This window comes from Calditrichota bacterium (genome assembly GCA_014359355.1).
In the GTDB taxonomy this organism is placed as follows: domain Bacteria; phylum Zhuqueibacterota; class Zhuqueibacteria; order JANLFK01; family Oleimicrobiaceae; genus Oleimicrobium.
The window spans coordinates 1-5,169 of the sequence record JACIZP010000372.1; the positions used below are offsets into that span (position 1 = coordinate 1).

At 59.3% G+C, this 5,169-nt stretch carries 7 protein-coding genes; all 7 read left to right on the forward strand.

What is annotated here, in order from left to right; all coding sequences use genetic code 11:
- Nucleotide 1: 1 nt before the first annotated feature.
- Nucleotides 2–562: an electron transport complex subunit RsxE gene (gene rsxE / locus H5U38_15615; GenBank protein ID MBC7188453.1), complete on the forward strand. Its 561-nt coding sequence runs from the start codon at nucleotides 2–4 to the stop codon at nucleotides 560–562.
- Nucleotides 563–596: 34 nt separating this feature from the next.
- Nucleotides 597–1,178 carry an NADH:ubiquinone reductase (Na(+)-transporting) subunit E gene (locus tag H5U38_15620; protein ID MBC7188454.1) on the forward strand — a complete coding sequence of 194 codons (582 nt, stop codon included), beginning with the start codon at nucleotides 597–599 and terminating at the stop codon, nucleotides 1,176–1,178.
- Between the two features lie 39 nt (nucleotides 1,179–1,217).
- Nucleotides 1,218–2,300, forward strand: a complete 1,083-nt coding sequence (locus H5U38_15625; protein MBC7188455.1) for a 2Fe-2S iron-sulfur cluster binding domain-containing protein — start codon at nucleotides 1,218–1,220, stop codon at nucleotides 2,298–2,300.
- A 96-nt stretch (nucleotides 2,301–2,396) separates the two neighbouring features.
- Nucleotides 2,397–2,741 carry a hypothetical protein gene (locus H5U38_15630; GenBank protein ID MBC7188456.1) on the forward strand — a complete coding sequence of 115 codons (345 nt, stop codon included), beginning with the start codon at nucleotides 2,397–2,399 and terminating at the stop codon, nucleotides 2,739–2,741.
- Between the two features lie 258 nt (nucleotides 2,742–2,999).
- Nucleotides 3,000–3,575, forward strand: coding sequence for a nitroreductase family protein (locus H5U38_15635; protein ID MBC7188457.1), 576 nt, complete (start codon nucleotides 3,000–3,002; stop codon nucleotides 3,573–3,575).
- Nucleotides 3,572–4,618, forward strand: a complete 1,047-nt coding sequence (locus H5U38_15640) for an acyl-CoA dehydrogenase family protein (GenBank protein MBC7188458.1) — start codon at nucleotides 3,572–3,574, stop codon at nucleotides 4,616–4,618. The genes H5U38_15635 and H5U38_15640 overlap by 4 nt, the downstream gene beginning before the upstream one ends.
- A 159-nt stretch (nucleotides 4,619–4,777) precedes the next feature.
- The coding region (locus H5U38_15645) for an acyl-CoA dehydrogenase family protein (GenBank protein ID MBC7188459.1) at nucleotides 4,778–5,169 on the forward strand (392 nt) is incomplete at its 3' end.

A 5,169-nucleotide genomic window follows, 5' to 3' on the forward strand; every position in this document is an offset into this window, starting at 1 on the left:
TATTTGGGCAGACAACCCTACCTTCCGCATGGTGTTAGGGATCTGTTCTGCCCTGGCAGTGACCAACAAGCTCACCAACACCCTGGCGATGTGCATCGCCGTGATTTTTGTCACGACGGCCTCGTCGGTGACTGTCTCGCTGCTGCGCCGGGCGATTCCGCGGCGGGTGCGCATGGCGGTGTACACCCTGATCATCGCCACCTACGTGGTCTTCGTGGATCAGTACCTGAAAGCGTTCTACCCGGCGATCAGCGAGGCCATGGGGCCGTACGTAGGACTCATCATCACCAATTGCATCATCATGGGACGCGCGGAGACCTATGCTTCCTCCAATCCTCCCGGTCGCGCCTTCTTGGACGCCTTGGGCGTGGGCCTTGGCTATGCCATGTCGCTCATCATAGTCGCCTTTGTGCGCGAACTTCTGGGGTTCGGCACACTGTTCGACCACCGCGTGCTCGGTAGCTGGTGGGAGCCATGGGTCATCATGGTGATGGCGCCAGGGGCGTTCATCGTCTTGGGTCTGTACATTTGGCTGTTGCGCGGCTTTCAGATGCGGAAGTAGCGCGCAAGGTAGCCTGCGTTCAAGGGAGACGCGCATGAGCCCGTACGTTATCTTCTTCGCCGCCATCTTCACCAACAACATCGCCTTGACCTACTTCTTGGGCATGTGTCCTTTCATAGCCGTATCGCGCGACCTAAAGACGGCAACGGGCATGGGTATCGCGGTCATCTTCGTGATGTCGCTTACGGCGCTTTTTGCCTGGCCGGTGTATCATTGGCTCCTTGTGCCCTACCACGTGCAATACTTGCAATTGGTGAGTTTCATCATCATCATCGCGGCGTTGGTGCAAGTGGTGGAGATGATCATCGAACGCTTCTCGCCCACGCTGTACATCAACATGGGAGTGTTTTTGCCGCTTATCACGGTGAACTGCGCCATCCTCGGCCTTGCGCTCTTCATGATCTTGCGCAACTACTCTTTCATTCAGAGCATGGCCTACGCCGTGGGGAGCGGCATCGGGTGGCTGGTGGTGATCGTGGCGATGGCCGGCATCCGCACCAAGTTGGTCTTCGCCAAGGTGCCCAAGGCGCTGGAAGGGCCGGGCATCACCATGATTATCGCCGGCTTGATGGCTTTGGGTTTCATGGGCTTTGCCGGAATCGTGAACCTGCAGTAGAGTGACACCAGTTCGACAATGTGAGGCGAGTCTCGCGTTATGATTCCATGGACAGCCATTGTGGTGCTTTCGGCCGTGGCGGGTGGTCTGGGAGTAGTGTTGGCGGTGCTGGACCGCTACCTTGGCACCTATGGTGAGTGCAAGATCTACATCAACGACAATGAACCCCTGGTGGTGCAAGGTGGGAATTCGGTACTGCAGTACCTCATCGACCACAAGATATTCATCCCGTCGGCGTGCGGCGGTCGCGCCACGTGCGGCTTCTGCAAACTCAAAGTGCTGGAAGGTGGGGGCTTGGTCCTGCCAACAGAGACTCCGTTTCTCTCCAAGGACGAAATCCGGCAGGGCGTGCGCCTGGTGTGCCAGGTCAAGGTCAAGCAGGATGTGCGTCTGCTGATTCCCGAAGCCTATCTTCGGGTGCAGCGCTTCCGCACGCAAGTGGCGGCAATTGAGGACCTTACCCACGACATCAAGCGAATCGTGCTCAAGCTCATCGAGCCGGACACTATCGAGTGCAAGCCTGGTCAATACATTCAGTTCGAGGTGCCGGGCACAAACGAATTCCGCGCCTACTCGATGGCCTCGCCGCCCAGTTGGAAACACGCTATTGAGCTCATCGTGCGTCTCGTTCCGGGCGGTTTATGCACAGGCTACATCTTCAACCGCCTCCAGGAGGGTGACGAGATTTACATCACGGGGCCGTATGGAGAGTTCTACTTGCGTGAGGACTCGCAGCGCGACATCCTCTGCGTGGCAGGAGGCTCCGGTGTGGCGCCCATCAAGTCCATTATCACCCACCTCTTCGAACAGGGCACGACCAGACGCGTGACCTACTTCTTTGGTGCCCGCGCCGTCAAGGACCTCTACTTCTACCGAGAGTGCCTGGAGCTGGCTCGACAGCACCCCAACTTCACCTACATCGCGGCTCTGTCGGCAATGGATCCGGGTGACCAATGGGAGGGGGAAACTGGGTTTATCCATACTGTGATCGACAAAAGACTGGACAGCTGCGCCAACATGGAGGCCTACCTTTGCGGTCCGCCGGTGATGATTGACGCAGTCATCGAGGTGCTCAAGCGCAAGGGGATGTCCGAGTCGTGCATCTATTTTGACAAGTTCTGAACCGGGGCCCTGGCCGCCGCTGGCATCCTCCGGAAGCAACGGGCTGCTTGTCAACACCTGGCCACGGGCACGGCGCTCACGTGCAGGAGGTGAGCCATGGACAAGGGTTTCTGGGAGGGCAAAACCGCTTGTTGGGAGATGCACGCTTGTCCTGAGCAAGTCCGCCGCCAGTGTCCTGCGTACTTCAACCCGGAATTCGCCTGCTGGGCCATCGCTGGCACTCCCTGCAAAGTAAACCTCGCCGCAGGCGTCGATGACGACGTCAGCATTTGCTACAACTGCAACGTGTACATGAGATATGGAGGTGGTCAGGAGATTGCCATCCTCTTGCCCAGCGAGGGAATGAGTCACTCCCGGCTGCTTCTGGAAATTGCGCGCGCTTCTGGGTTCTGTGAGAAACGACTCCGTCGAACAGGGGAGCCTACTGGGCCCGCGACCTAAGCTTTTCGCGGCGGAGTCGCGAGAGGGGGCGAAGGAGAACGAGATTTTGCTTGACATTTTCGGAAATCTTGCTATCTTTACCGGTGCGAGGCATTGGAGGGAGCTCAATCGGCGATGAAGGTACCAACAGCGCGCTGACAATTGCGGAAGGGCCTGCTGCAATCCGGCAGTGCCCTTTTGTATTTCAAGGCTCTGAGGAAGGTCAGCACTCTGGGCACATGTCTGCTCAGGGCGTCCTGATATCTGCATGGAGGAACGATGGAGCTGGAAGAGGCAATTCGCAGAAGAAGGAGCGTGCGCTCGTTCAAGGCTGACCCTGTGCCTCGCTCTGTGGTGGAACATTTGTTGGAGCTCGCGCAATGGGCCCCTTCGGGTATGAACCAGCAGAACTGGTACTTTGTGGTGGTCACCGGCCCAAGAGTGGAGGCCCTGCGGCGACTGGCAACCAAGGCATTTGACGAGCACGTGCGCCCACACTTGGAGCAGGTTTTTCCTGACAAGCCCCAAGTGGTGGAGGCCACTGGCAGATTCTTTCGGACCTTAGGGGGAGCGCCGGTGGTCATCTGCGCCTATCATGCTCCGACTGTCGAGGGAGAGCTCACTGACCTGCAATCGGTTGCTGCGGCGATTCAGAACCTCTTGCTGGCGGCGGTGGCCCATGGTCTCGGCGCGTGCTGGATGACAGGTCCCGTGCACTTGGCGGAGGAGATCAACAGCATTACCGGCGTCCACGACAAGAAGCTGCAGGCCATCATCCCGTTGGGTTACCCTGAGGGTCAGGCCCCCACACCCAAACGTAAACCTGAACGCGTTCTATGGATTGGTTGGGAGTGACTGAAGAGCAGGCCTTGCTGCGGCGAGAGGTGGCGGAGCTCTGTGCCAAGGAGGTTGTGGCACGGGCACTTGACGACGATCGCCGCGGCAAGCCACCTATCGAGTTGCTCGCCAAATTAGCACAGCTGGGGTTCTGCGGGGTGGCTGTGCCGGAGGCTCAGGGCGGCGCAGGCATGGGCCCACTGGCCGTCGTCATTGTTCTTGAAGAAGTGGCCAGAGTGTTCCCTTCACTGGCCTTATCCCTGGCTGCACAGACCATTGTTGGCATGGCCATTGCGGAATGCGGCGACTCCCAGCTCCAGGCGGAGTTTGCGCCGCTGGTGACCAGCGGCAGAGAGATGGCCGCCGTCTCCCTCGTGCAGGATGTGCTTGTCGGTGCGCGGCCCCGAGAAGCTGTTGCTTTGCGGGGCCAACTGCGCTTCATGGTCAACGGCCTGTTCGCCTCGCTGTTCCTTGCTGCTGTAGAAGTGGACGGCGGCAGGCAGTGGGCTATCTGTCGCGTCGCCAGCGGCGGATGTGCAGTTGAGCCACTGGAAGCGTTGGGGTTCCGGGCGTCAGGTCTGGCTACCCTGGTTTGCGATGGCGTGCCGTTGGCAGCTGGACAGCTTTTCCAGCAGGACGGAACCAGGATTTCTCTATGGCGCGGACTTTGCCTGTCGGCCATCGCGGTTGGTATATGCCAGGGCGCAGTCGACCACTCAAGTCGCTACGCCCGCGAACGCCAGCAGTTCGGGAAGCCGATTGCAGAGTTTGACATGGTCCGCAGACTGCTGGGGGATGCCGTGCGGCGCGCGACTTCGGCACGACTCATGACCTACGACGCAGCCACACGGATGGAGCGGGGCAGCACGTCTGAGACGCAGCTGCTGCAAGCGCTGACCTGGAGCAGAGAAGCAGCGATGCTCTGCGCCGACAATGCAGTACAGGTGTTCGGCGGCTATGGCTACACCAAGGACTATCCCGCTGAGATGTTTTTCCGTGACGCCAAGTTCTTGGAGACCACGCCACCTTCCGTGAGTGAAGCGAGGTGCGCAGAGGTGTAACTACCCGGAGATTACCCGCTCGGTTGCCGTGTGTGGATCTTGCTGCTCTGAAGAGTGAAAAGGAGATCGCACCTTGGCCAAAGCGAGGGCGTAAGGGGACGGTTCATCTGCCTTTCCTGAGCACGAGGTGGGCCGAAGTCTTGCTGGGAGAAGCGTCATATGAGCCTCTGTGAGCTGACTGCAGCGCATCTGCGCTTCAGGGACGAAGTGCGAGACTTTGCCCAAAGGGAAATTGCCCCGCGAGCAGCAGAGCGTGACGCCGCTGAGGATTTCCCACTCGACCTTCTGCGGACAATGGGCGAAAAGGGGTGGCTGGGTATTCCCTTCCCGGAAGAATACGGGGGCATGGGACGAGACTGCCGCAGCTACATCTTGGCCCTTGAAGAAATCGCCCAGGTTTGCCCTTCTACTGCTATTGCCATTGCCGCCCACTGTTCCCTTTCCTGCTATCGGATCTACGCCCACGGGAGCGCGGAGCAGAAGGGCAGGTACCTGCCGCCTCTGCTCCGCGGCGAGAAAATTGGCTCATTCGGCCTTACGCAACCGCATGC